Origin of the sequence: Alloyangia pacifica (assembly GCF_020524285.1) — a bacterium.
GTDB lineage: Bacteria > Pseudomonadota > Alphaproteobacteria > Rhodobacterales > Rhodobacteraceae > Salipiger > Salipiger pacificus_B.
Genome location: NZ_JAIVKX010000022.1, coordinates 38,704 through 64,826, shown reverse-complemented (window position 1 = coordinate 64,826; position 26,123 = coordinate 38,704). Strand labels below are relative to the sequence as shown.

The 26,123-nt window shown below is 69.1% G+C and carries 23 protein-coding genes; 11 read left to right on the top strand and 12 right to left on the bottom strand.

Annotated elements, in window-relative coordinates:
- The first annotated feature begins 239 nt into the window (after positions 1-239).
- Entirely contained in the window at positions 240-1,934 is a 1,695-nt protein-coding gene (gene ggt, locus LC039_RS24410) for a gamma-glutamyltransferase (RefSeq protein ID WP_226629084.1), read from the top strand.
- A gap of 300 nt (positions 1,935-2,234) precedes the next feature.
- The gene (locus LC039_RS24405; RefSeq protein WP_226629082.1) at positions 2,235-3,167 is read left to right on the top strand and encodes a 2-hydroxyacid dehydrogenase; all 933 of its coding nucleotides are present in this window, start codon (positions 2,235-2,237) and stop codon (positions 3,165-3,167) included.
- Between the two features lie 314 nt (positions 3,168-3,481).
- On the opposite strand, the gene LC039_RS24400 is transcribed toward LC039_RS24405, so the two are convergent.
- The 8 genes from LC039_RS24400 to cobU form a co-directional block, all read right to left on the bottom strand.
- A complete protein-coding gene (locus tag LC039_RS24400; protein WP_226629080.1) occupies positions 3,482-3,682 on the bottom strand; it encodes a hypothetical protein in 201 nt (66 codons plus the stop codon).
- 98 nt (positions 3,683-3,780) lie between these two features.
- A complete protein-coding gene (locus tag LC039_RS24395; RefSeq protein WP_226629078.1) occupies positions 3,781-4,293 on the bottom strand; it encodes a hypothetical protein in 513 nt (170 codons plus the stop codon).
- 794 nt (positions 4,294-5,087) lie between these two features.
- A complete protein-coding gene (locus LC039_RS24390; RefSeq protein WP_226629076.1) occupies positions 5,088-6,131 on the bottom strand; it encodes a quaternary amine ABC transporter ATP-binding protein in 1,044 nt (347 codons plus the stop codon).
- Positions 6,132-6,141: 10 nt separating this feature from the next.
- Positions 6,142-7,182: an ABC transporter permease gene (locus LC039_RS24385; RefSeq protein ID WP_226629074.1), complete on the bottom strand. Its 1,041-nt coding sequence runs from the start codon at positions 7,180-7,182 to the stop codon at positions 6,142-6,144.
- A 117-nt stretch (positions 7,183-7,299) separates the two neighbouring features.
- Positions 7,300-8,286: an ABC transporter substrate-binding protein gene (locus LC039_RS24380; protein WP_226629073.1), complete on the bottom strand. Its 987-nt coding sequence runs from the start codon at positions 8,284-8,286 to the stop codon at positions 7,300-7,302.
- Between the two features lie 450 nt (positions 8,287-8,736).
- Positions 8,737-9,504, bottom strand: coding sequence for an adenosylcobinamide-GDP ribazoletransferase (cobS, locus tag LC039_RS24375; protein WP_226629071.1), 768 nt, complete (start codon positions 9,502-9,504; stop codon positions 8,737-8,739).
- On the bottom strand, positions 9,501-10,517 hold the full coding sequence (gene cobT, locus LC039_RS24370; RefSeq protein ID WP_226629070.1) for a nicotinate-nucleotide--dimethylbenzimidazole phosphoribosyltransferase: 1,017 nt from the start codon (positions 10,515-10,517) through the stop codon (positions 9,501-9,503). The genes cobS and cobT overlap by 4 nt, the downstream gene beginning before the upstream one ends.
- Positions 10,501-11,031, bottom strand: a complete 531-nt coding sequence (cobU, locus tag LC039_RS24365) for a bifunctional adenosylcobinamide kinase/adenosylcobinamide-phosphate guanylyltransferase (RefSeq protein ID WP_226629068.1) — start codon at positions 11,029-11,031, stop codon at positions 10,501-10,503. The genes cobT and cobU overlap by 17 nt, the downstream gene beginning before the upstream one ends.
- A 52-nt stretch (positions 11,032-11,083) precedes the next feature.
- On the opposite strand from cobU, the gene LC039_RS24360 reads away from it, so the two are divergent.
- Genes LC039_RS24360 through cobD form a run of 4 tightly spaced genes read left to right on the top strand, consistent with a single transcriptional unit; the run spans position 11,084 to position 14,425 of the window.
- Positions 11,084-11,671 (top strand): histidine phosphatase family protein, encoded by a 588-nt coding sequence (locus LC039_RS24360; protein ID WP_226629067.1) that lies wholly within the window; start codon positions 11,084-11,086, stop codon positions 11,669-11,671.
- Positions 11,668-12,465 carry a propanediol utilization protein gene (locus LC039_RS24355; RefSeq protein ID WP_226629065.1) on the top strand — a complete coding sequence of 266 codons (798 nt, stop codon included), beginning with the start codon at positions 11,668-11,670 and terminating at the stop codon, positions 12,463-12,465. The genes LC039_RS24360 and LC039_RS24355 overlap by 4 nt, the downstream gene beginning before the upstream one ends.
- A complete protein-coding gene (cbiB, locus tag LC039_RS24350; RefSeq protein WP_226629064.1) occupies positions 12,462-13,403 on the top strand; it encodes an adenosylcobinamide-phosphate synthase CbiB in 942 nt (313 codons plus the stop codon). The genes LC039_RS24355 and cbiB overlap by 4 nt, the downstream gene beginning before the upstream one ends.
- Positions 13,404-13,408: 5 nt before the next feature.
- Positions 13,409-14,425 carry a threonine-phosphate decarboxylase CobD gene (gene cobD / locus LC039_RS24345; protein ID WP_226629061.1) on the top strand — a complete coding sequence of 339 codons (1,017 nt, stop codon included), beginning with the start codon at positions 13,409-13,411 and terminating at the stop codon, positions 14,423-14,425.
- A gap of 264 nt (positions 14,426-14,689) precedes the next feature.
- Here the strand turns inward: cobD and LC039_RS24340 are convergent, their stop codons facing one another.
- Together LC039_RS24340 and LC039_RS24335 are read right to left on the bottom strand one after the other, a co-directional pair.
- Positions 14,690-16,570 (bottom strand): PhoX family protein, encoded by a 1,881-nt coding sequence (locus LC039_RS24340; protein ID WP_226629053.1) that lies wholly within the window; start codon positions 16,568-16,570, stop codon positions 14,690-14,692.
- A gap of 160 nt (positions 16,571-16,730) precedes the next feature.
- Positions 16,731-17,906, bottom strand: a complete 1,176-nt coding sequence (locus LC039_RS24335; protein WP_226629051.1) for an MFS transporter — start codon at positions 17,904-17,906, stop codon at positions 16,731-16,733.
- Between the two features lie 198 nt (positions 17,907-18,104).
- On the opposite strand from LC039_RS24335, the gene LC039_RS24330 reads away from it, so the two are divergent.
- The 5 genes from LC039_RS24330 to LC039_RS24310 are packed head-to-tail and all read left to right on the top strand — an operon-like array spanning position 18,105 to position 22,925.
- Positions 18,105-19,262, top strand: coding sequence for an extracellular solute-binding protein (locus LC039_RS24330; RefSeq protein ID WP_226629049.1), 1,158 nt, complete (start codon positions 18,105-18,107; stop codon positions 19,260-19,262).
- A gap of 5 nt (positions 19,263-19,267) precedes the next feature.
- Positions 19,268-20,161, top strand: a complete 894-nt coding sequence (locus LC039_RS24325; RefSeq protein ID WP_226629041.1) for an ABC transporter permease — start codon at positions 19,268-19,270, stop codon at positions 20,159-20,161.
- Positions 20,158-21,012, top strand: coding sequence for an ABC transporter permease (locus LC039_RS24320; RefSeq protein WP_226629039.1), 855 nt, complete (start codon positions 20,158-20,160; stop codon positions 21,010-21,012). Before LC039_RS24325 ends, LC039_RS24320 begins: the two co-directional genes overlap by 4 nt.
- Before the next feature lie 10 nt (positions 21,013-21,022).
- Complete coding sequence (locus LC039_RS24315) at positions 21,023-22,084, top strand: ABC transporter ATP-binding protein (protein ID WP_226629037.1); 1,062 nt, start codon at positions 21,023-21,025, stop codon at positions 22,082-22,084.
- Positions 22,077-22,925, top strand: a complete 849-nt coding sequence (locus LC039_RS24310; protein ID WP_226629035.1) for a glycerophosphodiester phosphodiesterase — start codon at positions 22,077-22,079, stop codon at positions 22,923-22,925. The genes LC039_RS24315 and LC039_RS24310 overlap by 8 nt, the downstream gene beginning before the upstream one ends.
- Here the strand turns inward: LC039_RS24310 and LC039_RS24305 are convergent.
- Together LC039_RS24305 and LC039_RS24300 are read right to left on the bottom strand one after the other, a co-directional pair.
- Entirely contained in the window at positions 22,922-23,752 is an 831-nt protein-coding gene (locus LC039_RS24305) for an inositol monophosphatase family protein (RefSeq protein WP_226629034.1), read from the bottom strand. The genes LC039_RS24310 and LC039_RS24305 overlap by 4 nt on opposite strands.
- Before the next feature lie 183 nt (positions 23,753-23,935).
- Entirely contained in the window at positions 23,936-26,122 is a 2,187-nt protein-coding gene (locus LC039_RS24300; protein WP_226629031.1) for a xanthine dehydrogenase family protein molybdopterin-binding subunit, read from the bottom strand.
- Position 26,123: the final 1 nt, after the last annotated feature.

Below are 26,123 nucleotides of genomic sequence, written 5' to 3'. Positions count from 1 at the left end.
TCTTCGCGACACGGGCGGGCCACGACGTTGCCGAGCACCCGGCACTCGCAGACTGGCAGGCATCGGCGCGCTGTCCCGAGGCATCTTCGCCCAAGGCCCTGCACGTCAGGCAGCAGACCCCTTGCAGGTCTGCCGCAACAGCGCGCCACGGCAAAGAGCGGTTCTGCGATCGGCGATTGCGATCCCCGGCATTGCGCGGTCTAACCGGCGAGACCGGACACCGCAGCAACGAGGCCCCGATGACCCCCCAGCCCTTTCGCGTGACCACCACCAAGCACCCCGTGCGCGCCCGCGGCGGCCTCGTGACGGCAAACCACCCGCTGGCCGCCGCCGCCGGCGCCGAGATGCTCGCGGCGGGCGGCAACGCAGTGGATGCGGCGGTGGCCACGCTGCTCACGCTGACGGTGGTCGAGCCGATGATGGTGGGCATCTGCGGCGGCGGCCTCGCGCATTTGCGTCTGCCGGACGGCAGCCATGAGATCATCGAAGGGCTCTCCTGCGCCGGGTCCGCCGCCGAGCCCGAGATGTTCACCCCGGTTTCGGACGAGCCGGCGCGCTACATGGAAACCGAAGGGCGGCGCAACGATGTCGGACGCGCCGCGGTGGCGGTGCCGGGCAGCCTTACCGCCTGGGCGACGATGCACGCGCGCCATGGCAGGCTTCCCTTTGCCGAACTGGTGCAACCGGCCATCCGCCACGCCCGCCGCGGCTTCGTCGCGACGCACTATCTTGCCGGGGCGCTCCAGGACAGCCTCACCTATGTCGAGGGCGAGGTGGATCCCGAGTTCGCCCGCATCTTCATGCCCGGGGGCCGCGCGCTGCACCATGGCGACCGGCTGGTGCAGGAGGACTACGCCCGTTCGCTGGACCTGATCGCCGAGCAGGGCGCCGCGGCGCTCCATGGTGGCGCGCTCGGCAAGGCCCTGGTCGAGACGCTGGCCGAGGGCCCCCTGCCCGCCGCGCATCTGACCGAGGCAGATCTCACCGACTATGCCCCGCAGATCCTCAAGCCGATCCGCGGCAGCTACCGCGGCTTCGATGTCTACGGACCGCCGCCCCCGGCCTCTTCGGGTGTGCACGTCCCGCAGATGCTCAACATGCTGTCGCATTTCGATCTCGCGGGCATGGGCTTCGGCAACGCCGCGCGCGCGCACCTTCTGGGACAGGTCATGCGGCGCACCTTCGCCGACCGCAACCGCTACAGCGGCGACCCGCGCTTCGTCGACGTGCCGGTGGCGCGGCTGATCTCGGACACCTATGCGCAGGAGTGCCTCGCCGAGCTGGAGGCCGGCGACCCGCAGATGCCCGAGCGCGCGGTCCGCGAGAGCCGCGACACCACCCATATCACCGTCGCCGACGCGGACGGGCTGATTGTCAGCGCGACCTTCACCATCAACGGGCTCTTCGGCGCGAAATTCATGGTGCCCGGCACCGGGATCATCCCCAACAACTACAACTGGAATTTCGACCCTCGCCCGGGCAAGGCGCTCTCGGTGGTCCCCGGCAAGCGGGTGCCGACCTCGATGGCGCCGCTGATCCTGACAAAGGACGGCAAACCCTTCCTTGCCCTCGGCCAGCCCGGCGGCACGCGGATCTTCCCCTCGGTGATGCAGGCGATCCTGAACGTGATCGATCACGGCATGGATCTGCAGGAGGCCGTGGAAGCCCCCCGGGTCTGGTCGCAGGGACAGGATATCGAGCTCGAGCCCGCCTTCCACCACCTCGCACCGGCGCTGGAGGCGCTTGGCAACGAGGTGAAAAAGGTGAAGCTGGTCGGCGGCGGTCTCAACGCCATCCGCTTCCACGACGACGGCAGCATGGAGGGCGCCTGCTGCTGGCGCGCCGATGGCACGGCCTGCGGCCTCGGCGGCGGTCTCGCCGCCGAAGGCGTGCGCTTCTCGCTGGAGATCAACGAAGAGGACGCGGCGGGCTGAGCCCCCGCACGCCCCTCGCCCATCGGCGGCCCCGGTCACCCGCCCGTCTTCAACGGTATCGCCAGGCGACACGGTACTTGCAGACGACACCGGGCTGGTTTTGATTTGCGCCAAAGGTTTTGCCGGGGCCATCGACGCCCCCGAGCCTGTTTCACCGCCGGCGCGGGCACCGGGGAGACGTCTTCGCTAGGCGAGACCCTCGGCCAGCTGTCCGGTGCCACCGCCAAGGGTTTGGCCGGCGCCAAACGCCGAACCGTCCCCCCCCTTTCGATGCCGCCTTCAAGACCTCCCGGAGAGCCCATGTCCATTTCCGTCTACACCCCCTCGCCCGAACTCAGCCGAGACTGGGCGCGAATGCTCTCGGGCCTGCTGCCCGGCATGACCGCGCTCAGCCACGAGGATGTCAGCGATCCCGCATCGGTGCTCTACGCCGTGGTCTGGTCGCCGCCGACCGGGCTGATCGCGGGCTACCCGAACCTCAAGGCCGTGGTTTCGCTCGGCGCCGGGATCGACCACGTGCTGGCCGATGAAGAACTGCCCGACCACCTGCCGATCATCCGCACCGTGGGCACCGACCTGACCCAGCGGATGAAAGAATTCGTGGCGCTGCAGGTGCTGCTGCACCACCGCCGCCTGCCCGATTTCCTGGCGCAGCAGAGGGCGCATGTCTGGGACAAGCTGGTGACTCCGCCCGCGCCGAAGCGCACCGTCGGCGTCATGGGGCTCGGCAATATCGGCGCCGCTTCGGCGCGGGGCCTAGCCGGGCTTGGCTTCGATGTGCGGGGCTGGGCGCGCAGCCCGCGCAAGCTCGAGGGCGTCACCTGCTACGCTGGCGAAGCGGCGCTGGACGACTTCCTGAACGGCTGCGAGATCCTCGTCTGCCTGTTGCCGCTGACCGAGGCCACCCGCGGCATCCTGAACGCCACGCTCTTCGACAAGCTCGCCCCCGGTGCCGTGGTGGTGAACCTCGGCCGCGGCCCGCAACTCAACGAGGCGGACCTCCTCGCGGCGCTCGACAGCGGCCGCCTCTCGGGCGCCAGCCTCGATGTCTTCGAGATCGAACCGCTGCCGGAGGAGAGCCCGCTCTGGGACCACCCGAAGATCGTCGTGACGCCGCATGTCGCCTCCTACATCGACGCCGAGACCGGCAGCCGCATCGTCGCCGCCAATATCAAGCTCTTCGAGGCCGAGGGCACCGTGCCCGACATCGCCGACGCCCGTCGCGGATATTGATCCGGAGACAGGGCCTGACGCCCCGCCGGGCTTCGGCGCCCACCTCCGGATCGGCCAGACCGCGGCGCCGGTGGTCTTGCCCGCAGCCCGGCCTCGGGCGCCGCGGGATAGAGAGTCACCCGGATGCGGTGCGGGTCTTCAGGGCTATCGTCCGCGAGACATCCGCACCGGAAATTGCGGCGGCGGCGTGGCGGTCCCGCGCGCCGCTCCTTCGAGGCCCATCCTGACGCGGGGACGCCAATCTCTCGATCGATCGAGGCCGTCACATTCCACGAACGCGATAATCCCGAAAGACCCGATATCTGCGCGAAGCCTCAGCCATTTGACCGCTGCCGGGTTCGCCATATCGCGATCTCTCTCAGGCAGTTTTCGGGTTCAGCACCGCAGAGCGCGTCGAGCCGAATGGCGGCTTCCATGGCCGCCGCATAGTGGTTGGCAGTGCGCGCCAGCATTTCTGCCTGAATTGCAGCGCTCAGCCTTGTTGCTCTCACAACGTTATAATCATCAAACGACATTTGTATTCACTCGGGAACTCAAGCGGCATGCACGGCAGCGACGCTTGTACGGAACGATCAACCGATGCGGCGCGAAGGGCGGGCCTCGACGCCGTGTCTCAGGCCGCGACGAGATCGCGCAGGATGGTCTGCGCCAATTCGGGCCAGACCTGCTTGGTCAGCATGACCGACGGAATGCTCCGCAGCGACGGACGGCGGTTCGGCGGACGGTGGCTTCCGGCCAGGAACTCATAGATTTCCTTGGCGTGTTCGCGGTTTCGCGCGACCAGAATCTCCCCTGCCGCGATCCAGCGCCAATAGGCCGCCTCGGGCCAATGGATCTCGGTCGGCTCGATGGCCCTGCACTGCGGGCACTCCAGCATGCCACGGTGGTTGAACAGATACCCCTCTCCGGGATCCGTCGGATAGTGCCGGAACGACGGCGTTTCGCCCTCTGGCTGCTCCCACTTGAAATCATTTGGAAAGATTTCTTCGACGATCAGTCGGCCCCACCTGTGCGCATTCTTTGGAGCCGATCCATATCTGCGTGCATGGTAGAACCTGAATGGCTCATGGAATTTTGCACAGCCTCCACAGTTGGGACATTTGACCTCGACTGCTGGTACTTTCATTGAATGCTCTTTCACCCCCACAATTCGTTAAGAATTCGTTAACTCGAGCTTCAAGTTTCACAGATGCCTTTGGGGAAATGGATGTCAACACGCTGACTCTGTTGTGATTTTTTATCATCTCGAGAATTTTCTACATACACAGACTGGAGATCAGCCGATTGGACATGTTTTGGATGCGCATCGGCCTTCTTGTGGACATATTCTATTTTAAGTAGAGCTTCCGGGCGAACAAGATCGCACGTTTCGAATGTGTACCTGCCGTCGCCAACGATGGTCACATTTCGGCAACCGACCTGCGATCACAGAAGTGAGATAAAGTGATCCAAAAGGCCGGGACACCCGTATCGGTCAAGGCCACGAAACCGGCTTTCGACGCCTCATTCTTGACACGGTTCGCAGCGACCGCCGCTGGAGACCCCGCCGGGGAAGGTAACGAAAAAATTAGTCGCCGCGCTGTTTTCTTGCCCGTCGACGTCAAGATCGCGCCGAAATTCGGCACTCTCTAGAAGAGGCAAAAGTGCAACCCGCAACTTATGCGTGCCGATTCGTCTGGTCGCGAACATTGCTGCCGCGCGCATGGATCTCCGAGCCGCGAAATCAGCCTCCCGGCAATGTGTTTCTGACAAACAGCACACTCAGGCCGAACGATCGCCGGATCAGCCGATCCCAGCACCCATGCCGGCAATGCGTCAGCCGGCGCCCCGTCCCCGCCGCCTCCGGGGACCGCGCACGCAAAGGGCTGGCGCACAGGCGCCAGCCCTCAAGGTCTCACGAACAGAGAACCCGGTCCGCGCTCAGGCGGCCTCGCGCGCCCGCCGCGGCACCAGCGCGCGCATGATCTCTGCCATGCTGACATAGCCCAGCGTCTCGCCGCCGCGCACCACCCGATAGCTCAGCCCGACGTTGCCGCCGGCCTTGGCGATCACGCTTTCGAGGTTGTCGGCCGGAGCGACCTCTCCGGCGATCTCCCCCGCGGGAGCGTCGCGGGACATGATCGAGCGGACCCGCAGCACCCGAGCGCGGTTGATGTCGGCAACGAACTCCTCGATGTAGGGATCGGACGGGTTCAGCAGGATCGCCTGCGGCTCGCCCTGCTGCACCACCGCGCCGTCCTTCAGGATCACCAGGTGATCGGCCAGCTTCAGCGCCTCGTCGAGATCGTGGGTGATGAAGATGATCGTCTTGTGGAGCTCCGCCTGCAGCTCCAGCAGCAGGTCCTGCATGTCGGTGCGGATCAGCGGGTCGAGCGCCGAGAAGGCTTCGTCCATCAGCATGATGTCGGAGTTCGAAGCCAGCGCCCGGGCGATGCCCACCCGCTGCTGCATGCCGCCCGAAAGCTGGTGCGGATATTGCTCGTCCTGGCCCGAGAGCCCGACCCGCTCGAGCCACTTGCGCGCCTCTGCATCGCAGTCCTCCTGGGCCACACCCCGGGTCGCGAGCGGCATGCCGGCGTTCTCGAGCACGGTGCGGTGCGGCAGCAGCGCGAACTTCTGGAACACCATCGACATGGTCTCGCGGCGCAGCTGGCGCAGCCGCGTCTCGTTCCACCCCAGGATGTCCTCGCCGTTCACCAGCACTTCGCCCGCCGTGGGCTCGATCAGCCGGTTCAGGTGACGGATCAGCGTCGACTTGCCCGAGCCGGACAGGCCCATGATCACGGTGATCTCGCCCTCGTTCATGTCGACGTTGATGTCGTCGAGGCCGAGCACGTGGTTGCTGCGGTCGAGCAGCTCGGCCTTGGTCGTGCCCGATCGGACCTCGGCGAGCGCGCCCGCCGGATCCTCGCCGAAGATCTTGTACAGGTTGCGGATCGAGACTTTCACGGTCTTGTCTGTCATGGCCCTCTCCTCAGCGTTTCGCCTGGCTGGCGTCGATGCGCGCGAGCGAGGCCTTGGTCACCCGGTCGAGCGCGATGGCGAGCACCACGATGCCGAGGCCGGCGACTAGGCCGGTGCCCAGTTCGAGGTTGCGGATGCCGCGCAGCACGAGGATGCCGAGCCCCGGCGCCGAGACCATCGACGCGATGACCACCATGGCGAGCGACATCATGATCGTCTGGTTCACCCCGGCCATGATGTTGGGCAGCGCGAGCGGGATCTGCACGCCGAAGAGCTTCTGGCGTTTGGTCATGCCAAAGGCGTCTGCGGCCTCGATCACGTCCGGATCCACCAGCCGGATGCCGAGGTTGGTCAGCCGCACCACCGGCACGATCGCATAGAGGATGACCGCGATGCCGTAGAGCTTCGGCTCGGTCACCGAGAACAGGAAGATCAGCGGGATCAGGTAGACGAAGGGCGGCAAGGTCTGCAGCATGTCGAGGATCGGCGTGACGATGTTCTGCAGCCGGTCGCTGCGCGACATGGCGATGCCGATCGGCACCCCGATGAGCACGCAGATGAAGGCGCAGACGAAGATGATCGCCAGCGTCTGCATCGCCACCTCGTAATGATCGACGAAGGCCAGCCCGGCGATGACCAGCGCCACGAAGCCGACGATCTTCCACGACCGGCTCACCGCCCAGGTGATCAGCATCAGGATCGGCACCATGATCCACCACGGCGTGCCGGTCATCACGTTGAGCATGCCTTCCAGCGCCCAGCTCAGCGGCTGGGTCAACGGATCGACCACCACCCGCAGCGCGTCGCGGATCCCCAGGAAGCCGGCCTCCAGCCCCGAGGTGAGATCGCGCGACTGCGGGATGGCGCCGCAGGCGTCATGCAGCGCGTCGAGCGAGGGGAACGGCAGCTCGCGTAGCGAAGTTGCGCCGGCCTTGTCGTCACCTTGGGTCTTGGCCAGCAGGTCGGCCATCGACATCGGGCCGTCCGAGGCACCGCCGTCGCACCAGTCTCTGAGGCCCAACGTGTCGAAAAGGCCGTCATAGGTTGCCATGTATCTGTCGGACCGCAGGGGCCCGCCCTTGTTGTGAATAACGAAAGACGGGGCCGGTGGTCCGGCCCCGTCGGAAGGCGTTGCCCCGGGCGCCAGGCGCCGGAGGCAGCACGGAATTTACTGCAGCAGGGCCGAGAGCTTTTCGCGCGCGGCGTCGTTCACCCAGCCGGCCCAGGTGTCGCCGGAGGTGCTGAGGAAGTGCACGGCGACCTCTTCGTTCGAGGCGTTGTTCTCGTCCTTCCACGCCAGCAGGCCGGACATCTCGTCGGTGCTGAAGGTCATGTTGCTGAAGAACTCGGTGACCCCCGGGTTCTCTTCGGCGAAGTCCGCGGTGACCGCGGTGAGGATCGGCGCGGCCGGGAAGTCCGAGACCTGCGGATCGGGCGTATCGGCGTTCTGCAGCGGCGCGAACTTCTCCTCGTCGTAGTCGCCGAGCTTGACGCGCGTCATGTCGTACTTGCCGAGCGGCACGGTCGGACCCCAGTAGTAGCCGAACCAGGGCTCGCCGTTGGTCACCGCTGCGCCCATCGAGGTCGCCAGCGTCTCGCCGGAGCCGTGGTTGAACACCTCGATGCCGTGGCCTTCCAGGTCAAGCGCGCGCGCGAGGTTGTCGGACACCACGCGGCAGCCCCAGCCGTCGGGGCAGTTGTTGAAGCGGCTGCCGACCAGCTCGGGGTTCTCGAGGATGCCCTCGATGGTGGTCAGCTCGGGGTGCTCTTCGGCCAGCGAGGTCGGGATCCACCAACCTTCGACACCGCCCGGCTCGAGCACCGAGGTCAGGCGCTTGATCGTGCCGCCCTCTTCCAGCTTGGTGTAGGCGTCGCCCGCCGAGTTCAGCCACAGGTTGGTCACCACGTCCGGCTCGCCGTTCTCGGCCACCGAGGTGATTGCGGGGATGGTGTCGGATTGCACGAGGTTGACGCTGCAGTCGTAGCCCTGCTCGAGCAGGAACTTGGCGATATTGGTGGTCACCTCGGCCGCGGCCCAGCCCATCTGGGCGATCGAGACCTCGCCACATTGTCCGGCATCGTCCTGCGCGGCGGCTGCCATCGGCAGAGTCAGGGTGGCGGCAAATGCGGCCGAGAAGAGCTTCGACGAGCGCATGGTATTCTCCTTCGATTTATGAAGTATAATTCAGCGAAACGGCACTCCCTCGCAGGGAGCGCGCGCATTTTCAGAGCCTTACTGGTGGCTTGAGTATGCGCTTCGCTTTCATCATCGAAGCGTCGGCTATCAACTCGGGCAGGGAAACGCAAACCGTTTACGGCATTTTGAGGCAGAAACGCGACCTCGCCAGAGAGTCCGGCATCCGGCACTCCTGCCAGCGTTGAGCCATCAAAGCGCAAGCACATCCAAAGGGAGAGGGGCCGCCGGTCATCGGGCGCGCCGAGCAGGATGATCTCTTACAAGGTCGATCTGCGCGCCATCACCGGGCGCCGAGACCGGCCCCTTCATCGCCGCTGTGTTCGAGGGACGCCCCAAGGGCGCCTTCAGCGGGTCGCCCGGCGCCACATCCAGGCCCAATCGCCCGCGGTCCGGCCATGCCGCGTGGCGTCAGCCGGCCAGCAGCAGCGCCAAGGTCGTCCAGCACAGCACCTCGGAGAGCATCTGGATCGCGCCCAGCACATCGCCGGTCACCCCGCCGATCCGGCGCTGCGCCAGAGCGCCGACCGCCGCGCCGGTGCCACCGCACACCACCACCAGCGCCGCCCCGAAGGCGCCTCCCGCGAGCCCGCCAAGCAGAACCACCACCAGCACCGCGGCGCGCGCGGTGCGGCTCCGGCCCGCGGCCAGCCGCGCCATGCCATCGGCGCGCGCCGGGGGCAGCACCTCCTGCGCCGCGACCATGGCAGCGCGGCTGAGCGCGCCAATCATCGCGAACCACCCCGCACCCGCCAATGATCCCAACTGCGCACCAAGCTGCGCCAGCGCCGCGATCCAGAGCGCCGAGACAAGGATCAGCGCCATCACCCCGTAGCTGCCGATGCGGCTGTCGCGCATGATCTCGAGGCAATGCGCCCGGTCTCGCCCGCCGCCGATGCCGTCGGCGAAATCCGCCAGCCCGTCCACATGCAGCGCGCCGGTGACCAGCACCTGCGCCGCCACCGCCAGCACTGCAGCCAGCGGCGATGACGCCCCGGCGGCCAGTGCCCCGGCAAACAGGGCCCAGCCGATCAGCCCGACCAGCGCGCCCACCAGCGGAAAGGCCCATCGGGCGGCGGCCAGCGAGGGCGCTTGCCCCGCGATCCGCCCGGCGGGCAGCCGCGTCAGCAGCATCACCGCCACCTGCAACTCGCGCAGCCGGGGGCGGAAAGCTCTCATCCGCCCGCGACCCCGGCCTGCGCGAAGGTCGCCATGCCGGTGTGGCACTCCAGCGCCGCGCGCAGCACGCCGAGCGCCAGCGCCGCCCCCGAGCCCTCGCCGAGCGCCATGTCGAGCGCCAGCACCGGCACCTTGCCCATCGCCTCGAGCAGCCGGGCGTGGCCGGGCTCGCGGCTGACATGGCCGACAAGGCAATGGTCCAGCAGTCGCGGATCGGCGGCATAAAGCGGCGCGGTGGCGGCGGTGCAGATGAACCCGTCGAGGATCACCGGGATACGCCGCGCCCGCGCCTCCAGCACCGCGCCGCAGATCGCCGCCTGTTCGCGCCCGCCGAGCGCCGCCAGAATGCCCAGGCCCTGCGCCCCGGCATGACGGGCGCAGGCGCGGCGCACCGCATCAGCCTTGCGCGCAAGACCGGCCGCGTCCGACCCGGTGCCGCGGCCGATCCAGCCCTCGGGGTCGCCGCCGAAGCTGGCGCAGGCCAGCGCCGCCGCGATGGTCGAATTGCCGATGCCCATCTCGCCGAGGATCACCACCTGCGCGTCACCCGGGACCGCCTCGGCGCCGCGCCGCATCTCGGCCAGCGTCTCCCCCTCACTCATCGCCGGGGCCGCGGTGATATCCGCCGTGGGCCGGTCGAGATCGAGCGCGACGACCGACAGGTCCGCTCCCGACGCCCGGCAGAGCTGGTTGATCGCCGCACCCCCGGCCTCGAAATTGGCGACCATCTGCGCGGTGACCTCCTGCGGGAAGGGGTTCACCCCCTGTGCGCAGACCCCGTGGTTGCCGGCAAAGACCAACGCCTGAGCCGTGTCGATCCGCGGGCACGCCACGCCCTGCCAGCCCGCCATGAAGACCGCGAGCTCCTCGAGCCGGCCCAGCGAACCCGGCGGCTTGGTCAGGCTTGCCTGCCGGTCGCGCGCCGCCTGCGCCGCGGCGGCGTCGGCCACCGGCAGCGCTCCGGCCAGACCCGCGACCGCGGCGAGCGTGGGGATGTCAGAAAGAATGCTCATTCGGTTTCACCTTCACTGGATAGCCCGCCACCGCCAGCCAGACCTCGTCGCAGGCCTCGGCCACCGCCTGGTTCATCCACCCCGCGGCGTCGCGGAAGCTGCGGGCGAGCTGGTTTTCGGGGACGATTCCCGCCCCGACTTCATTGCTCACGAAAATCACCGGGGCGCGCTGCCGCGCGATCTCTTGCACCAGCGCCCGCACCTCGGCACTCCAGTCCGCATCGTCGAGCAGCAGGTTGGTCAGCCAGAGCGTCAGGCAATCGACAAGCCGCGGCAACTCGCCGTCGCTGGCGCGCAGCGCGGCGCCAAGATCGCGCGGCGCATGCAGGTTCTGCCAGCACTCCCCGCGCCGCGCCCGGTGTTCTGCGATGCGCGAGGCCATTTCCTCATCGCCCTCGTAAATCTCTGCGGTGGCGATATAAATCGCCCGACCACAGGGGGCGAGCGCCCTGCGTTCGGCAAGCCTCGACTTGCCTGACCGTGCCCCGCCCGTGATGAGTATCGACCTTGTCATTTCCGCATGGGAAAGCATCAATGTCGCCAAAAGGAAAGAGGCAAGCAGGCCGTTGCAGCACGAAACACCCGGCTCCGGAGAGCTGACCCTGATCCGTCACGCCCCGATTGCCGAGCCCGGCAGACTCTGCGGCCGCACCGATCCGCCGGCGCGGATCGATCCCGCGCGGATCGCGGCCCTGCGCGCCGCCCTGCCCGCCCCCGGCGCGCTGGTGAGCAGCCCGGCGCTGCGCTGCCGGCAGACCGCCGGGGTGCTCTGGCCCGAGCGCCCCGCCACGCCCGATGCCACGCTCTGGGAGCAGGATTTCGGCGCCCATGACGGGCTGCCCTACGCCGAGCTGCCAGACCTCGGCCCGCTGGACGGCGCCGCGCTGGCGCAATGGACACCGCCCGGCGGCGAGAGCTTCGCGGATCTCTGCACCCGCGTCCGCCCCGCCTTGCTGCGCCATGGCCGCCAGGCGGCGCAAGCCGGCGCGCCCGTGGTGCTGGTGGTCCATGCCGGGGTGATCCGCGCCGCGCTCTCGCAGGTCATGGGGGCCGTGCACGCGGGCCTCGCCTTCGAGATCGCGACCCTCTCGGTGACCCGCCTGCGCTGCGGCGTCGAGGGACCCTTCTCGGTGATCGAGGCGGGCCGGACATGAGCTGGCAACCGGTGATCGTCGAGGGCCATTTCGGCGAGTGGCTGCAAGGGCGCATGGGCGCGACCGGCCCGGTTGCACTGGTGACCGTCCGCTGCCCGCCGCTGCGTGTCCGTGCGCCCGGTGCGGATGATCCGCCCTTCAGCCGCGACCAGCTCGCGCATTTCGCCGCGCAGCTCGGGAGCCCGGCGCAGTTCCCCGGCGCCACATGCAACGCCCCGCTCGGTGGCGGCGCCGGTGCCTCCACCGCGACCCTCATCGCCCTCGCCCGCGCCGCGGGTATCACCGCCAGCGCCGAGGCGCTCGCCGCCGCCTGCCTCGCCGTCGAGGGCGCCAGCGATCCGCTGATGTTTCCGCAGCCCGACACCCTGCTCTGGGCCTCGCGCGAGGGGCGCATCCTGCGCCGGATGCCGCCGCCGCCCACCTGCCAGATCCTCGGAGGATTTTGGGGCCGACCGCATCGCACCGACCCCGGCGACATGGATTTCGACGACATCACCGACCTGGCAGCGGCATGGGCCGAGGCGGTCCAACTGCGCGATCTCCGACGCTGCGCAACCCTCGCAAGCACCTCGGCGCAGCGCTGCACCGAGCGGCGCGGTCCCCCGCCCTACCTGACACCCGACCCGACACCCGATCTGGCGCGCGACCTCGGCGCGCTCGGCTGGCTGCGCGCCCACACCGGCTCGGCGCGGGGGCTGATCTTCGCGCCTGGGACCGTTCCCAGAGATGGCGCGGGGGCGCTCGCCGAGGCCGAGTTTTCCGGCGTGATCAGCTTCCGGACGGGCGGGGCATGAGCTTCGCGCTGATGATGCTGGGCGGCATGGCGCTCGACCTGGCGATGGGCTGGCCGGATGGGTTCTACACACGCGTCGGTCACCCGGTCACCTGGCTCGGCCGGGCGATCACCGCACTGGAACGGCGGCTGAACCGGGGCGGCCGGAGGCGCAGGCTGTGGCTCGGCGCGCTGACCACGCTGCTCATCGTCGCCATCGCCGCGCTGCCCGCCTTTACCGTCCAGGCGCTGCTGCCCGAGGGGATCGCGGGCAGCCTCATCGGCGCCGTGCTGGCCTGGCCGCTGATCGCGATGCGCTCGATGCACGATCACGTCGCCGCCGTCGCGCGCCCCCTTGCAGCGGGCGATCTCGATGCCGCCCGCCGCGCCGTGTCGATGATCGTCGGGCGCGACCCGGCAACGCTGGACGCCGCCGGGATCGCCCGTGCCGCCACCGAGAGCCTGGCCGAGAACAGCTCGGACGGCATCATCGCGCCGCTGTTCTGGGGGGCGGTGGCCGGTCTGCCGGGGATCGCCGCCTACAAGGCGGTGAACACGCTCGACTCGATGATCGGCCATCGCAGCCCGCGCTTCGAAGCCTTCGGCAAATGCGCGGCCCGGCTCGACGATGCGGTCAACTGGATCCCGGCGCGGCTCACCGGGCTGCTCTTCGCCCTCGCCTCGGGCCGCCACCTGCCCAAAGCGCTGCGGGTGATGGGACGCGATGCGCCGAAGCACCGCTCGCCCAATGCCGGCTGGCCCGAGGGCGCCATGGCGGCGGCACTGAACGTCCGCCTCTCCGGCCCCCGCATCTACGGCGACCGCATCGCCGATGAGCCCTGGCTCAACGGCAGCGCGCCCGACCCCGCGCCGCGGGATCTCGCCCGCGCGCTGCGCCTCTACCGCCGGACCATGGCGCTCTGCGCCCTTGCGCTCGCCGCGCTGATCCTGTTCCGGTGAGCCGCATGGACAGCCTGCCCGAAACGCCCCCCGCCGCGCCAGCCAGACCTCCCAGGGACCACGGCGGCAACCTCGATGCCGCCATGGCGCGCTTCGGCGGCACGCGCGCCGACTGGCTGGATCTCTCGACCGGCATCAACCCCGATCCCTACCCGGTGCCCGCGATCCCCGCCGAGGCCTGGGCCGTGCTGCCGCGCCGCGAGGACATGGACCGGCTGATCGCCGCCGCGCGCGCGGCCTATAACTGCCCGGCCCACATCGTGCCGGTGAATGGCGCGCAGGGGGCGATCCAGCTCGTCCCTGCGCTGCGCCCACCCGGACGGGCCGCGGTGCTGGGTCCGACCTACAACGAGCACGCCGCGGCGCTGCGCACGGGCGGCTGGCAGGTCACGGAGGTCGGCAGCCTCGACGCGCTGCACGGCGCCGATCTTGCGGTGGTGGTGAACCCCAACAACCCCGACGGGCGGCGCAGCGCGCCCGAGGCGCTCTCTGCACTGGCGGCGCAGGTGGGCCTGCTGGTGGTCGACGAGAGCTTTGCCGACCCCGACCCCGACCTATCCATCGCGCCGCGCCTCGACGGTCGCCTGCCGAACGTCGCGGTGCTGCGCTCCTTCGGCAAGTTCTACGGGCTGGCCGGGCTGCGGCTGGGGTTCGCGCTGGCTCAAGCGCCCATGGCCGAGCGGCTGGCCGAACTGGCCGGGCCCTGGCCGGTCTCCGGCCCGGCCATCGAGATCGCCTCGGCGGCGCTCATCGACAAGCACTGGCAAGCCGAAACGGTGCAGCGGCTGACCCGGGGCGCGGCTCGGCTCGACGGTCTGGCGCGGCAGGCAGGATGGGAGCCGGTCGGCGGGACGCCGCTCTTCCGCAGCTATGCCACCCCAAATGCCCAAGCGGCACAGGAGGGGCTTGCCGGCGCGCAGATCTGGTCCCGCATCTTTCCTTACTCGCAGCACTGGATCCGCCTCGGCCTGCCGCCCGCCGACCGCTGGGAGCAGCTCGAGGCCACCTTCGCCACGCTCTGAAGACTTGGCTGAGCATCTGGCGCAGCACTTGGACCCCCACGCCCTGCCTCACTCTGGTACCGTCGCAGAAGGGGGGCTTGAGCCATGCCGTCTCGATCATCGCGGGACGGGTGCCCGGCGGATCGCGCCTGGCCGTGGGCGCGCCATGGCTGGGGGATGCATGCGGCTCGGCGCAACATCGCCGAGCGCCCGAGCCAGCGGCTGTTCATGGAAATGTCCGGCGCCGCCTCGGGACGGCGCCGGACGAACTGTAGACGTCGCGGCTTAGCCGATCAGCTCACCGTCCTCGCGCCACACGGCGATGATCGCCGAGCGCGGCTTGCCGGCGCCGTCGGGCCAGCTGCCGCCCGGGTGCTGGATGCCGACGAAGGCGGTCTTGCGGTCGGCGGACCAGCACAGGCCGGTAACCTCGGCGCCGTTCGGCGCGGTCAGGAAGCGCGCGATCTCGCCGGTCTCCGGATCGCCCACCAGCATCTGGTTGTTGCCCATGCCGGCGAAGTCGCCCTCGTTGCTGTCTTCGCCGTCGGTCTGGATCCAGAGCTTGCCCTGGGTGTCGAAGGCCATGCCGTCGGGCGAGTTGAACATGTTGCCCGGCGTCACGTTCGGCGAGCCTGCATAGGCATCGTCGTGCACCTCCGGGTTGCCGGCCATGACGAAGAGGTCCCAGGTGAAGGCATCGGCGCCGTGATCCTCGCCCTCGGGGCGCCAGCGCACGATCTGGCCGTAGTGGTTGGCCTCGCGCGGGTTGGGGCCGCTGACCGGGGTCTCGTCGCCACCGGCATTGGTCTTCAGGCCGCGGTTCTTGTTGTTGGTCAGGGCGCAATAGGCCTCGACCCGCAGCGGGTTGGCGGCGATCCACTCGGGGCGGTCCATGGTGGTGGCGCCGACCTTCGAGCCCGCCATGCGCGAGAAGACGAGGATCTCCTCGAGGCTCATGCCGGTGGTCTCGGGGGTCAGCGGCAGCCATTCGCCGGACTGGTCGTCGTTGAACTTCGCGACGTAGAGCGTGCCGTCGGACAGCAGCCCGTCGGTCGGCTGGCCCTCGGCCCAGGTGCCGTTGGAGACGAACTTGTACATGAACTCGCCGCGCTCGTCGTCGCCCATGTAGACCACGATGCGGCCGTCGGCGGCCTGCACCATCTCGGCGTTCTCGTGCTTGAAGCGGCCGAGAGCGGTGTGCTTGACCGGGGTGCTCTGCGGGTCGGCGGGGTCAATCTCGGTGACCCAGCCGTGGCGGTGCGGCTCGTTCGGCTCCTGCGACAGATCATAGCGCGGATCGTGCTTCTCGTAGGCGTAGCGGCCTTCGCCGCCGATGCCGTAGCGCTTGAACTCCTCGGTTTCCTCGAAGGCGCCGGTGGCGCCGAAGTAGCCGTTGAAGTTCTCTTCGCAGGTCAGATAAGTGCCCCAGAGGGTCTTGCCCGAGCCGCAGTTGTTCATCGTGCCCTTGGGCGACAGGCCCTCGGGGTCGGCCTTGGTCTTGACCAGATCCGAGCCGGCGGCGGGGCCGTCCATGGTCATCTGCGTGTCGTGGTGGATGCGGCGGTTGAACGGGCTGTCGACCACCACCTCGTAGCCGTTGCCGGTGTCCGCGACTTCCATCACCGTCACGCCCTGCATGTGCTTGAGCAGCACCACCTCATCGGCGTTCTTCGGCATGCCCTCGCTGCCCTCAGGCAGGTTCACCTTGGGGTTCACGTATTCCGAGTTGACCGCGATGACCTGCTTGCCGTCGACCTCGAACAGCTCCATGCCGTCGGTGTTCTCGCCGAAGACCTTGTCCGACATCTCGACCGAAACGCCGGTCTCGGGCGAGAAGGCGCCCTCGGCCTCGGAGAACAGCGCGTCACCCCAGCGCACCAGCGGCTTCCACGTGTAGCCGGCGGGGACATGGATGTCGAAATCGGTGGCGATCCCGACCGGCTCGAAGGCGAAGACCGAGACCTGCGCGCGGGCCGAGGTGGCCGAGCTCAGCAGCCCCGAGCCGAAGACCGTCGCGCCCGAGCCGAAGGCCAGCACGCCGCCGAGGAAGCCGCGGCGCGAGATGGCCCGCTCGACGACCTGGTCGAATCCGTTCTCCTCCGGGCGGGGATCACGGAGTTCGTCGAAGTCGTCCCAGGACAGGTCGATGATTTCATTGCGGTTCATGGCGTGTCTCCTGCTTGCCGTCTGATGCTGGCATTGTCCGGTGCGGCGGCCCTCGAGCCGGCGCACTGCCGGAGCGCATAAGGCCGGAACGTAACAGTTTCTTGCGGCGGGCGCAGTTTCCGGCATGGCGCGCGAAAAGCCGCGCCCGGCCCGACAGCGCCTAACGCCCCATCCAGCCCACGATGCGCCCGGCCCCGCCCAGCACCACGAGCAGCAGCGGCACCGAGACGGTGAGCGCCCAGACCGCGCCATAGGCGTCGACGAGCCCGCCGAGCAGCGGCGGCACCGCGAAGAGCGCCAGCAGCGAGGTCAGCGAATAGGCCGCCATGGTCTTGGTGGCGGAGCGCGTCGGGTGGCGCATCGCCAACGAGGTGGCCACCGGCGCGCCGAGCGCCACCCCTCCGCCGACCAGCGCAAACCCGGCGAGCAGCCCGGCCTGACCGAGCCCCGCGGCGGGAGAGGCAATGCACAGCGCGAGCCCCGCCAGCGTCGCCACCGCCATGATCCGCAGCAGCACCCGCACGCGCAGCCGCGCCCGCAGCCCGTCGCCGGCCATGCGCGCCGCGAACATGCCGATGGTGAAGGCGGCGTAGATCCGCGAGGCACTCAGCGCGTCCAGGCCCAGCTCCTCGCGCAGATAGAACATCGACCAGTCGTAGATCACCCCTTCGGTGATGCTGAAGCCCGCGATGAGGATCAGCAGGCCGATCACGAAGGCGTCGGGACGCGCGAAGCGCGGCCCCTTCACCGGCGCCTCGGCGGTGACCAGCGGCTCCGGATCGCCGGCGCGGAGCAGAAGCAGGACAACCAGCGGCAGGCTGGCGGCGCCGAGCAGGCCAAGCTCTGACGCGGCGCTCATCCCGCGGCTCGCGGCCCAGCCCCCGAGCATTGCCCCGACAAAAAGTCCAGCAGACCAGAAACCGTGGCATTTCGAGATCACGTTGCGACCGCTCTTTTCCTCGATCCGCGCGGCGATGAGGTTCTTGGCCACCTCCATGATCGCCATCGCGAAGCCGTACCCGAAAAGCGGCAGCGCGAGACCCGCGAGGCCCGGCGCCATGCGGCCCGACGCCGCGAGCGGCAGCAGCAGCACGGCGGCAAACAGCGTGACCCCGGCGACGCGCCGCGCCCCGAAGCGCTCGATCACCCGCGCCGCCAGCGGAAACCCGAGCAGCGTGCCACCGGTCTGCGCCAGCAGCCCCAGCCCCAGCGCCGCCGGGCTGATGCCCTGCGCCGCGGTCACCTCGGGCAGGCGGGAATAGAGCGTGACGTAGAGCACCGCGTTCACCAGGAAGATCGCGGCGGGCAGCGCAAAGAGGGGGGCGCGAAGGGTCATGGTCAGACATACCTCTGGAGGGGAGCTTCGCAGAACCACCAATCCCGGCTCAAGTCCATGCGCAATCCGCTGCCGCCGCCGTTCTTCATCAAGCCATCACCAAAGCATTACAAAAGCTTAACATTGCGGGCCTATCTGCGCCGCCTGTGAGCCCGCCGACCTCCCCGGCGGGACGTCTGTGACCTTTCAGGAGCCACCATGACCTCCCATTTCTCGCGCCGCGGCTTCCTTGCGACCGCTTCCGCCTCCGCTGCCGCGCTGGCCCTGCCCCGTTTCGCCCTTGCCGCCGACGGCTTCGTGAACGTCTACACCGGCTCGGACAGCAATATCTCGGACTTCTGGACCAACGTGATCCTGCCCGGCTTCAAGTCGGTGAACCCCGACGCCAAGGTCCGCGTCGTCGACGCCGGCGACGGCGCCGGGCTGCGCGCCATGGCCGACCGCGCAATGGCGGCGCTCGGCAGCGACGCCGACCCGCAGGTCGACCTCTTCGAGGCCTATACCCCCGACCAGACCCCCGGCTCTATCGACGCGGGCCTCTGGGTGAACTTCGCCGAGGCGGGGGTCGAGAACCTGGACAAGGTGAACCCCGCCGCTAGGCAGACCGATTTCGACCTGCCCTATCGCGGCAGCCAGGTCCTGCTGGCCTATGACGCCTCCAAGGTCGCTGCCGAAGACGCGCCGAAGACCTGGGACGAGATGACCGCCTGGATCCACGCCAACCCCGGCCAGTTCATCTACAACCGCCCCGACAAGGGCGGCTCGGGCGGCAACTTCGTGCGCCGCGCCATCCACGAGGCCAACGGTCGCGACCCGCAGAAATTCACCCTCGACAACTTCTCCGAGGGCTACGCCGCCGAGACCTTGCCGGGTGCCTGGGAACTGCTCAACGGCCTCGCGCCGAGCCTCTACGAGGGCGGCTCCTACTCCTCGGGCAACACCCAGTCGATCCAGCTTCTGGCGCAGGTCGTCGTGACCATGACCCCGGTCTGGTCGGACCAGGTGCTGCAGGCAATCTCGATGGGCGTGCTGCCCGAGAACACCGGCCTCGTGCAGCTGCAGGATCTTGCGCTCTGCGGCGGCTTCAGCCGCATCACCGTGCCGACCAACGCCGCAAGCCGCGACGTGGCGCTGCAACTCGCGGCCTACGTGCTGTCGGAGGAGGTGCAGTCGAAGATCATCACCGAGCTCGGCGGTTTCCCGGGCGTGTCCTGGGACCACGTGGACGGCGCGCTGCGCGAGAAATACGCCGACGTCATCCCCGCCTCGATCCCGACCTTCCCCGGCGGCGACTGGGACGCCGCGATCAACGACGGCTGGTACCGCAACGTCGCCCCCGGCCTGACCCGGGGCTGAGCGCGATGACCGACCTTGCGTCCTCCGGCACGCGCCGGACGGGCGGCACGGCAGCAAGCAACGGAAGGGGGCTCACGGGCCTCCTTCTCGTTTCCGCGCCGGTCGCTCTGCTGGGCTGGCTGATCATCTACCCGATCTTCAACGCCATCGCCCGTACCCTCCTTGCCCCGACCGAAACCGGCACGGCGTTCAGCACAGACACCTACGTCCGCTTCTTCTCCGACGGCTATGCGCTGGCGAACCTGTGGCTGACGCTCTCGGTGACGGCGGTCTGCGCCGCGCTGCTGCTGGCGATCTGCCTGCCGCTGGCGCTCTACCTGCGCTTCGCCAAGAGCCGGGTCGCGGGCGTGGTGCAGGGGCTCGCGCTCTTCCCGATGTTCGTGCCCTCGGTGATCCTCGCCTACGCGCTGATCCGCACCATCGGGCCGAACGGCGGCGTCGACCTGGTGCTGAACGCGCTCGGCCTGCCGAAGATCAACTCGCCCTACCTGACCCCCTGGGGCCCGATCATCGGGCTGGTCTGGGACAATATCCCGCTCACCACGCTGATGCTGGTCGCCGGGCTGGGCGCCGTCTCGGACAACGCGGTCGAGGCCGCGCGCGACGCCGGGGCCCGCCCGCTTGCCCTGCTCCGCCACATCATCCTGCCGCAGATCGGCAACGCGATGCTGGTGGTGCTGTCGTTCACCGTGCTCAGCATCTTCTCGGCCTTCACCCTGCCCTACGTGCTCGGCCCCGCCTCGCCCGAGATGATGGGCCCCTTCATGCAGCGCACCTTCTCGCAGGTGATGGACCCGCGCATGGCGGTCACGCAGGCGGTGATCACCTTCGCCATCTGCGCCGTCTTCGGCGCCTTCTACGTGCGCTCCATCGCCAAGAACCGGGAGGCCCGCCGATGACCGCCATCGACCCTACGACCCTTTCCGCCGAGGTGCCCGTCCACCGCACGAAACGCCCCGACTGGCTGGGGCTCGCGCTGGCGCTGGCGCTCGGCATCGTCGTGGTGATCCCGCTGCTGGTGGTGGCGATCTGGGCCTTTGCCGAGGTCTGGCGCTACCCGAGCCTCTTGCCGCAGGAATTCGGCTTCCGCTTCTGGCAGGCCACGCTCGCCCGCCCCGACGTATGGAACGCCATGTCGCTCTCGCTGCGGCTGTCGATCACCGTCACACTGCTCTCGGCGCTGATCTGCCTGCCCGCCGCCTATGCCTTCGCACGGATGGATTTCCCGGGGCGCAACGTGCTCTTCCTGTCGTTCCTCGCCTCGCACGCCTTCCCGAAGTTCGGCCTGCTGGTGGCGATCGCGGGGATCTTCCTGAACCTCGGGCTGATCTCGACCTTCTGGGGCGTGGTGCTGATCCAGCTCGTCGGCACGCTGATGATGATGATCTGGATCCCCGTCGCCGCCTTCCAGAACGTCGACCGCGCCATGGAAGAGGCGGCGCGCGACGCCGGCGCCGGGCCGATCCGGGTGTTCTGGTCGGTGAGCCTGCCGCAGGCCGCCCCCACCATCTTTGCCGCGGTGCTGCTGAGCTTCGTCGGCACCTTCTACGAAACCGAGGGCGCCTGGCTGATCGGCGCGCCCGAGATCCGCACCATGCCGGTGCTGATGATCACCTACATCAACAACCAGATCGTCGTGCAATACGGCGCGGTGCTGTCGGTCCTGCTGTGGGTGCCGAGCTTCATCGCGCTGATGTTCACCCGCCGCCTCGTCGGCTCGGGATCCTTTGCCAAGGGCTTCGGCGTCTGAGGAGACAACAATGGCACAACTGACACTCAAGAACCTCGGCAAGTCCTTCGACGACACCGACGTGATCCGCGACCTCTCGCTCGACGTCGCCGACGGCGAGCTGGTCTGCCTGCTCGGGCCGTCGGGCTCGGGCAAATCCACCGTGCTGCGCATGGTCGGCGGCTTCGAGACGCCGAACCGCGGCGCGATCCTGATCGACGGCGAGGACGTCACCCGCGTGCCGCCCGAGAAGCGCCCAACGGGCATGGTGTTCCAGAGCCACGCGCTCTGGTCGCACATGTCGGTGGCGGGCAACGTCGCCTTCGGCCTGAAGCTGCGTGGCCTGCCCAAGGCGCAGATCCTCGACAAGGTGCAGGAGGCGCTGGCGCTGGTCGGCCTCGAGGGCTACGGCGAACGCCGGGTCTGGCAGCTCTCGGGCGGCCAGCAGCAGCGCGTCGCCATCGCCCGCGCGCTGGTGCTCGAGCCGAAGATCCTGCTGCTCGACGAGCCCTTCGCCAGCCTCGACCAGCACCTGCGCGAACGCCTGCGCGAAGAGCTGCGCGACATCCAGCGGCGGCTCGGCATCACCACGCTTTTCGTCACCCACGGGCAGGACGAGGCGCTGGCGCTGGCCGACCGCATCGTGGTGCTGCGCAGCGGCGAGATCGAGCAGGTCGCCAGCCCCGACCGCATGTACCGCGCGCCTCAGACGCGCTTCGTCGCGGGGTTCATCGGATCGATGAACTTCCTGCCCTGCGACATGCGCGGCGGCGTCTCGGACCACCCGCTCTTCACCGTGCGCGCGGCGGTCTCCGACGGGCCGGTGGAACTGGCGATCCGCCCCGAGGCGCTGACCCTGCTGCCCGCCAGCGGCACCGGCGCGCGGGTGCACCGCGTCACCGACTACGGCACGCATCTGCTGGTGGATGTCGACCTGCCCGATGGCGGCCGTCTCAAGGCCATGTGCCCGCCGAGTGCGCGCTACGAAACGGGCCAGGAGGTCGCCCCCGGGGCCAGCCATGTCGCGCTCTTCCGCGGTGATGCGAAACTGGCCGAGGTGACGGTCGAGCGTCGGGTGGCGGATCATGTCTGAGGTGATGACCCCCGCCCCCACCGCGATCGCGCACGCCGCGGGCCGAACCTGGCTGAAATGGCACAGGGGCCGCCGCCGCTTCGCCGATTTCGAGTTCGACCCGCAGCGGATCCGCGAGGGCATGCGGCTCGGCGCTTCGGTCGAGATCGACCTGCGGCGCCACGCCGGCGGCGGCTTCGCGGTGCTGCACGACGAGACCCTCGACCGCGGCACCACAGGCCGGGGCCCGGTGGCGCTTGCCTCGGCGGAGACCCTGCGCGCCCTGCACCACCGCGCCAACGACGGCACCGCCACCGATGTCCCCGTCGCGCTGCTCGGCGATCTCTGCCGCGATCTCGCGGCGGCCCCCATTGGCGAGGGCGCCCTGCTGCAACTCGACCTGAAGGAAGACAGCAGCACGCTGACGAACAGCGACATCGACGCCTTTGCCCGCGACGTCGCGCCGGTGCAACGCCACGTGATCCTCTCGGGCGGCGATGCGCGGGCCGTCCGCCGTCTGGCCGCAGCGCTGCCGCAGATGCAGACCGGCCACGACCCCTGCCACTTCGGCGCCCGCGAGGCGCTCGAGCTGTCGGGCGATGACAGCGGCTTCGTCGCCCGCGCCCTCGCCGAGGCCGGGACCGCCCGGATGATCTATCTCGACATCCGGCTGATCATGGATGCGCTGAGCCGCGGCTTCGACATGATCGCCGCCTTCCACGCCGCGGGCCGCCGGATCGACGCCTACACGGTGCAGGGCGTCAGCCCGGACACGGTGGACCTGTGCCGGCGGCTGATGGCGCTCGGGATCGACCAGATCACCACGGACGACCCCGAAGGGCTGTTTGCCGCGCTGGCCTAGCCCGCGGCGAAGCCCTCCAGAAGCCAGGGATGCATCCCGGCGCTGCCCGCAAGGATGGCGCCGGGGCTGCGGATGTCGCCGCCGTCGAAGCCGGTGACCACGCCGCCCGCCTCGCGCAGGATCAGCACCGAGGCGCCGTAATCGACCAGTGACAGCATGTCCTCAAAGAAGCCGTCGAGCCGCCCCGCCGCCACATAGGCGATCGACAGCGCCGAGCTTCCCAGCCGCCGCACCCCCGCCGTGCTGTCCATCGCCCGGCGCAGCGCGGCATGGTAGGTCTCCTCGCTTACGCTCTGCACCTGCCCGCGGACCGGCAGCCCCGCCCCGATCACCGAGTTCTCGACGTCTCCGCCGCCGGTGGCATCGAGCCGGGCGCCGTTGAGCCAGGCCCCCTGCCCCTTCTCGGCGGCGAACATCTCGCCCATCATCGGATCATAGGTGACGCCCGCCACCACCTCGCCGCGCTCGAGCCGGGTGATAACCACGCCGAAATGCGGGATGCCCCAGGCGTAGTTCGTCGTGCCGTCGATCGGGTCGATGACAAAGGTCGGCCGGTCTGCGTCCGCCGCGCGGTCGCCCACCTGCTCCTCGCCCATGATGCCGCAACCGGGGAAGGCCGCCTTCAGCGCCTTGACGATCACCGCTTCGGTCTGCAAATCGCCCTGCGTCTGGTAGTCTTGGCGGCCCTTGAGCACCATCTCGCCGGTGTCGCGCCGGCGCAGGGTGCCGCGGGCCACCTCGCCCCCGGCCAGCGCCGCCCGCGCCATGGCGCGCAGCCCCTCGGAGGCGGTGTCGGGAAGGGCGGTCTCAAGGGAAAGCAAGGGCATGGAGGTCTCTTTCGCAAGGCATGTCTTCGCCCCTCCGATGCTGCGGCGACCGCGCCAAGACAAGTGAAGCTTTCATGACCCCCGCAGCGACGCCACGCCCAGAACGCAACGACCCCGCAGGGCAGGGCCCGCGGGGTCGCACGTAAGATCGGATCGCCGCCGTCAGCCGTCAGCCGTCAGCCGTCAGCCGAGCGGGGGCAGCCCACCGATCAGCTTGTCGAGCGTCACCGGATAGTCGCGCACCCGCACGCCGGTGGCGTTGTAGACGGCATTCGCCACCGCTGCGGCCACGCCGCAGACCCCCAGCTCGCCGACGCCCTTGGCCTTCAGCGGCGAGGCCACCGGGTCGAGCGTGTCGAGGAAGATCACCTCCTGCTCGGGGATGTCGGCATGCACTGCCACCTCGTAGCCCGCGAGGTCGTGGTTGGCGAACATGCCGCGTCCGCTGTCCAGCGCCATATCCTCCGAGAGCGCCGCGCCGACCGCCATGGTCATGCCGCCGATCACCTGGCTGCGCGCGGTCACCGGGTTGAGGATGCGCCCGGAGTCGCAGACCGCCAGCATCCGCCGCACCCGCGTCTCGCCGGTGCCGGCATGCACCCCGACCTCGACGAAATGCGCGCCGAAGGTGGCCATCTGGTACTCGTCCTGGAAGTCGCCCCACTCGATGGAATCCACCGCGTCGATCTCGCCTTCCAGCTCCGACAGCGCGCGGTTGGTGTTCCCGGCGATCACCCGGCCTTCGCGGAACTCCGGCTCCTCGACGCCGAGCTCTTCGGCAATGCGCGCGCGCAGCGCCATGCAGGCGGCGTAGACCCCCGCCGAGGAGGAGGCCGCGCCGAACTGGCCGCCCGAGCCCGAGGACACCGGGAAGGCGCTGTTGCCCATGCGCATCTCGATGTCATCGAGGGTGAGCCCCATGGTCTCGGCGGCGGTCTGCGCGAGGATGGTGTAAGATCCGGTGCCGATATCGGTCATGTCTGTCTCGACCACCAGCTTGCCGCCCTCGAGCAGCGCCCGTGCCCCCGACGGCAGCACCAGCGCGCCGCGATAGGCCCCGGCCACGCCATGCCCGATCAGCCACTGGCCGTCGCGCGTCGCGCCCGGCGCGGTGTTGCGATCGGCCCAGCCGAAGGTCGCGGCGCCGCGCTCTAGGCACTCGACGAAATGCCGGTCCGAGAACCTCTGATCCGGGTTCGACGGGTTCACCTGCGTGTCGTTCAGCTTGCGGAACGCCACCGGGTCCATGCCCAGCTTCTCCGCCATCTCGTCCATCGCGATCTCCAGCGCCATCAGGCCCGAGGCCTCGCCCGGCGCCCGCATGTCGGCGGACTCGGGCAGCGACATGGAGACGGTGTGGTGCTTGGTCCGAATAGCCTCCGAGGCATAGAAATACGGCGTCTGCGCCGTGGCGTTCTCGCCCCGGCCATCGGGCAGCGTGTGCGAGGCCGCCTCGTGCCAGATGCCGGTCAGCTTGCCGTCCTCGCCCGCCGCCATGCGGATGCGCTGCACGGTCTCGGAACGGTGCGTGGTGTTGTTCATGATCATCGGGCGCGGCAGCGCCACCTTCACCGGGGCCCCCGCCGCGCGCGAGCCGAGCGCCGCCAGAACCGCGTCGGCGCGCAGCCACAGCTTGCCGCCGAAGCCGCCACCGATATACGGGCTCTCGACGCGGATCTTCTCCTTGTCGAGCCCGAAGGTGGTGGCCAGCGAGCCGTGGTTCCAGTTGATCATCTGGTTCGAGGTCCAGACGGTCATCCGGTCTCCGTCCGACCAGTCGACGACCGAGGCATGCGGCTCCATCGCCATGTGCGAGTGCGAGGGCGTATGGTACATCTCGTCGAGCATCACCGCCGCGCCGGACAGGGCGGACTCGACATCGCCGGTGTCGGTGTCCATCTCGCCCGAGCCCTGAAGCCGCTCGAAGGCGGCGCCAAGATCGTAGTCCTCGGGATCGCCCTTTTCGTACTCGACCTCGATCAGCGAGGCCGCTGCACGCGCCTGCTCGAAGCTGTCGGCCACCACCACGGCAATCGCCTGATGATAGTGCTGCACCTCGGCGCCGCCAAAAAGGCGCGCGACGTTGTTCATGCCCTTCTCGAGCGGATCGATCTCCAGAGTGGTGACAACCGCCCGCACGCCGGGCGAATTGCGCGCGGCCTCGGCATCCATCGACACGATCCGGCCGTGGCCGATCGCGCTGCCCAGCGGGTAGCCGTAGAGCTGGCCCTCGGCCACGTCGTGACGCTCGTAGGCATAGGGCGCGGTGCCGGTGACCTTCAGCGGGCCATCGACGCGGTGCGTCGGGCGCCCGACGACCTCGGCATTGTCGAACAGGGTGTTCTCGCCTGCTGCTTTGTCGAATTTCATG

Bases quoted from the DNA above. Each gene is read 5' to 3' on its own strand.
- LC039_RS24305 (WP_226629034.1), bottom strand. From the start codon at position 23,752: ATGCCCTTGCTTTCCCTTGAGACCGCCCTTCCCGACACCGCCTCCGAG.
- LC039_RS24320 (WP_226629039.1), top strand. From the start codon at position 20,158: ATGACCGCCATCGACCCTACGACCCTTTCCGCCGAGGTGCCCGTCCAC.
- LC039_RS24335 (WP_226629051.1), bottom strand. From the start codon at position 17,906: ATGACCCTTCGCGCCCCCCTCTTTGCGCTGCCCGCCGCGATCTTCCTG.
- LC039_RS24315 (WP_226629037.1), top strand. From the start codon at position 21,023: ATGGCACAACTGACACTCAAGAACCTCGGCAAGTCCTTCGACGACACC.
- LC039_RS24405 (WP_226629082.1), top strand. From the start codon at position 2,235: ATGTCCATTTCCGTCTACACCCCCTCGCCCGAACTCAGCCGAGACTGG.
- LC039_RS24380 (WP_226629073.1), bottom strand. From the start codon at position 8,286: ATGCGCTCGTCGAAGCTCTTCTCGGCCGCATTTGCCGCCACCCTGACT.
- cobU (WP_226629068.1), bottom strand. From the start codon at position 11,031: ATGACAAGGTCGATACTCATCACGGGCGGGGCACGGTCAGGCAAGTCG.
- LC039_RS24310 (WP_226629035.1), top strand. From the start codon at position 22,077: ATGTCTGAGGTGATGACCCCCGCCCCCACCGCGATCGCGCACGCCGCG.
- LC039_RS24330 (WP_226629049.1), top strand. From the start codon at position 18,105: ATGACCTCCCATTTCTCGCGCCGCGGCTTCCTTGCGACCGCTTCCGCC.
- LC039_RS24400 (WP_226629080.1), bottom strand. From the start codon at position 3,682: ATGTCGTTTGATGATTATAACGTTGTGAGAGCAACAAGGCTGAGCGCT.
- LC039_RS24325 (WP_226629041.1), top strand. From the start codon at position 19,268: ATGACCGACCTTGCGTCCTCCGGCACGCGCCGGACGGGCGGCACGGCA.
- cobD (WP_226629061.1), top strand. From the start codon at position 13,409: ATGGACAGCCTGCCCGAAACGCCCCCCGCCGCGCCAGCCAGACCTCCC.
- LC039_RS24355 (WP_226629065.1), top strand. From the start codon at position 11,668: ATGAGCTGGCAACCGGTGATCGTCGAGGGCCATTTCGGCGAGTGGCTG.
- LC039_RS24385 (WP_226629074.1), bottom strand. From the start codon at position 7,182: ATGGCAACCTATGACGGCCTTTTCGACACGTTGGGCCTCAGAGACTGG.
- LC039_RS24300 (WP_226629031.1), bottom strand. From the start codon at position 26,122: ATGAAATTCGACAAAGCAGCAGGCGAGAACACCCTGTTCGACAATGCC.
- LC039_RS24340 (WP_226629053.1), bottom strand. From the start codon at position 16,570: ATGAACCGCAATGAAATCATCGACCTGTCCTGGGACGACTTCGACGAA.
- ggt (WP_226629084.1), top strand. From the start codon at position 240: ATGACCCCCCAGCCCTTTCGCGTGACCACCACCAAGCACCCCGTGCGC.
- cbiB (WP_226629064.1), top strand. From the start codon at position 12,462: ATGAGCTTCGCGCTGATGATGCTGGGCGGCATGGCGCTCGACCTGGCG.
- LC039_RS24390 (WP_226629076.1), bottom strand. From the start codon at position 6,131: ATGACAGACAAGACCGTGAAAGTCTCGATCCGCAACCTGTACAAGATC.
- LC039_RS24395 (WP_226629078.1), bottom strand. From the start codon at position 4,293: ATGAAAGTACCAGCAGTCGAGGTCAAATGTCCCAACTGTGGAGGCTGT.
- cobT (WP_226629070.1), bottom strand. From the start codon at position 10,517: ATGAGCATTCTTTCTGACATCCCCACGCTCGCCGCGGTCGCGGGTCTG.
- cobS (WP_226629071.1), bottom strand. From the start codon at position 9,504: ATGAGAGCTTTCCGCCCCCGGCTGCGCGAGTTGCAGGTGGCGGTGATG.